Here is a 2,636-nt window from a genome sequence, read left to right as displayed (position 1 = left end):
TCCGGCGCGCCTTCTTTGCCTACTTTCTTGGCAAGACAAGAAAGTAGGTCGCCGCGCCGCAGGCGTGGTGAAACTGCAGTTGAAGTTGAAGTTAAGTTATTGATTTTTAATTAGATTTTGCAGTTGCAGCAAACGCCGAGGCAGCAGCAAAATCCCACCAGTACTCGCTAAACCCTAAACCTGACAACCCCATCCTCCCCAACCTCCCGCCTCACCTCCCCCGCATGCCACAACACATGCAAGTGCGCCAGCGCCTCGCCCATGGCAAACGTCATCTGGTGAATATCAAACTGCCGGTTGAAAATCACGCCAACGATGTCATGCGCATTGCAGGCCTTCTCCCCACAGGCCACCCGCGTCTCGGCAAGCCGCTCCACATGGTGTTCGCGCAACTGGCGGATCCGGGTATGCAGGTTCCGGAACGGCCGCCCGTGCGACGGCAGGATCAGCACGTCCTCGGGCAGCGGCTCGTACTTGCCCAGGGAGTCCAGGTATAGCTTGAGCGGATTGGCTTCCGGTTCCATGTCGAACACGCTGACATTGGTGGAGATGCGCGGGAGCACCATGTCGCCGGAAATCAGCACATTCAAGGCGGCGTTGTAGAGCGCTACGTGCTCGGGCGCGTGCCCGAAGCCAGTGATCACTCGCCAGCCGGACCTGGCCGGGTCGGTGCCGATATGCACGGTATCGCCGTCCATCATGCGGCGGTACTGGGTGGGTAGGTCGGGCACCAGCGACGGGTAGTAGCTCTTGCGTGCGCGCAGCTTTTCCAGGCTGTCGGGGTCCGTCAGGCCGTGGCGGGCGAAGTGGCTGGCCGCGAAGTCGCCGCCGGCGTTGGAGCCGACGCCGCTGCCGCCGCCCATCACGCGGGCGTTCATGTAGTCGCCCAGGCTCATCCACAGGCGGGCGTCCCAGCGCTTGCACAGCCAGTGCGCCAGCCCGATGTGGTCGGGGTGGCAGTGGGTGGCCAGCACGCGCAGCACGGGCAGGCCGTCGAGCTCGTTGGCGAATACGGTTTCCCAGTGCGCCTTGATGGTGTCGTTGGTGACGCCGCAATCGATAATGGTCCAGCCGTCGCGGCCTTCAAGGCGGTCGCGCACCAGCCACAGGTTGATGTGGTCCAGCGCGAAGGGCAGCGGCATGCGCAGCCAGTAGACGCCGGGCGCCACCTGCTGCCGCGCGCCGCCTTCGGGCAGGGTTACGCCAAACGGGTATTGGAGTTCGTGTTCGAGTGCGTTCATGAGGAGTCTCTCGGGTCTGAAGCCCTGTGCGCGCGGTGCCGCGCGCAGGCGGGCTTTCTCGTTGTCACGGTTGCATATCGCGGTTGCCAGCAGCCTTGCTTGACGCTAACGTTAACGTCAATAGGAGCGGGCTTTTTCCATCTTAAGCGAAAACTTCATTCCATACCGAACGACCGTTCACTTTTTTACCGGGCCACCATGCCAGACTCGCCAGCCACGCCAACCTACACCATCACCGATCTCGCCCGCGAGTTCGACGTGACGCCGCGTGCGATCCGTTTCTACGAGGACCAGGGCTTGCTGTCGCCGGAGCGCGAAGGGCCGACCGGGCGCAAGCGCGTCTATAACGGGCGCGAGCGCACGCGCCTGAAGCTCACCGTGCGGGGCAAGCGACTTGGGCTGACGCTCAACGAAATCCGCGAGATTCTCGACTTGTATGAATCGCCGCGAGACACCGCACCGCAGCTGGAGCGCTTCCTGCATTCGCTGGCGCATCACCGCGGCACACTGGAGCGCCAGCTCGAGGACCTGCAGGCGCAGCTTGCCGAGATCGATCAACACGAGCGGCAGTGCCGGGCGTTGCTGGCGACACATGCGTGCGAAGTGCCACCGACCGTCGTGAAAAGTGCCTGATGAGGCATTATTACAGCTGCCGTATTTGATTTGATTGACGTTTACGTAAACGTCAATAGAATAGCTTCTCAAACAAGGAAAGCCCATGCCTCAAGCTGTCGATGCCACGCCGTTGTCCGCCGAGCGCGCGGATGCCATTGCCACCAGCTTCTCCCGCCAGGGCCTGATGACCACCTTCGGCGCGGCGCTGACGCGGGTCATGTGGGGCGAGGTGGAGATCGCTATGCCGTGGTCCGAGGGCGTGACCCAGCAGCACGGCTTCTTCCACGGTGGCGCCGTCGGCGCGCTGGCCGATAGCGCGTGCGGCTACGCCGCACTGTCGATGGTGGGGGACGGCGAGGCCGGGCTGACCGCCGAGTACAAGATCAATCTGCTCTCACCCGCCCAGGGCGAGCGGCTGGTGGCGGTGGGCCGCGTGCTCAAGCCCGGCCGTACCTTGATCGTGGCGCAGGGCGACGTGTATAGCGAGACCGCCGGCGTGCGCAAGGCGGTGGCTACCATGCTGATGACCTTGTGCGTGGTGCGCACGCTGGACCACGTTTGACCACAAACGACAAAGCAGACAAAACAGACAAAGCAGACAAAACAACAAGACCGATTCCATCAGGAGACCGCCATGATCGCAACGACCGAGCTGCCAGGCCTGAAATTCGACTTGGGCGAAGACATCGAGATGCTGCGCGACACCGTGCGCAACTGGGCGCAGGCCGAACTGGCGCCGCGCGCGGCCGAGATCGACCGTACCGACCAGTTCCCGATGGA

General features: G+C 63.0%; 4 protein-coding genes. 3 read left to right on the top strand and 1 reads right to left on the bottom strand.

Translation table 11 applies throughout. The annotated features are described in order from the left end of the window. Window positions 1-167: 167 nt before the first annotated feature. The gene (locus tag AC1RQK_RS40360) at window positions 168-1,241 is read right to left on the bottom strand and encodes an MBL fold metallo-hydrolase (protein WP_492815243.1); all 1,074 of its coding nucleotides are present in this window, start codon (window positions 1,239-1,241) and stop codon (window positions 168-170) included. A 198-nt stretch (window positions 1,242-1,439) separates the two neighbouring features. Here AC1RQK_RS40360 and AC1RQK_RS40355 point away from each other — a divergent pair, with 198 nt between their 5' ends. The 3 genes from AC1RQK_RS40355 to AC1RQK_RS40345 form a co-directional block, all read left to right on the top strand. After that, complete coding sequence (locus tag AC1RQK_RS40355) at window positions 1,440-1,874, top strand: MerR family transcriptional regulator (protein WP_492376831.1); 435 nt, start codon at window positions 1,440-1,442, stop codon at window positions 1,872-1,874. A gap of 85 nt (window positions 1,875-1,959) precedes the next feature. Next, a complete protein-coding gene (locus AC1RQK_RS40350; protein ID WP_492815241.1) occupies window positions 1,960-2,418 on the top strand; it encodes a PaaI family thioesterase in 459 nt (152 codons plus the stop codon). Between the two features lie 72 nt (window positions 2,419-2,490). Further along, on the top strand, window positions 2,491-2,636 hold a 146-nt coding region (locus AC1RQK_RS40345), incomplete at its 3' end, for an acyl-CoA dehydrogenase family protein (RefSeq protein WP_492376833.1).

It is taken from the genome of Cupriavidus sp. GW822-FHT02D05 (assembly GCF_058802485.1).
This window is presented reverse-complemented; position numbering and strand designations above follow the sequence as displayed.

Coding starts and splice junctions, on each gene's coding strand:
- AC1RQK_RS40360 (WP_492815243.1), bottom strand. CDS start 1,241: ATGAACGCACTCGAACACGAACTCCAATACCCGTTTGGCGTAACCCTG.
- AC1RQK_RS40355 (WP_492376831.1), top strand. CDS start 1,440: ATGCCAGACTCGCCAGCCACGCCAACCTACACCATCACCGATCTCGCC.
- AC1RQK_RS40350 (WP_492815241.1), top strand. CDS start 1,960: ATGCCTCAAGCTGTCGATGCCACGCCGTTGTCCGCCGAGCGCGCGGAT.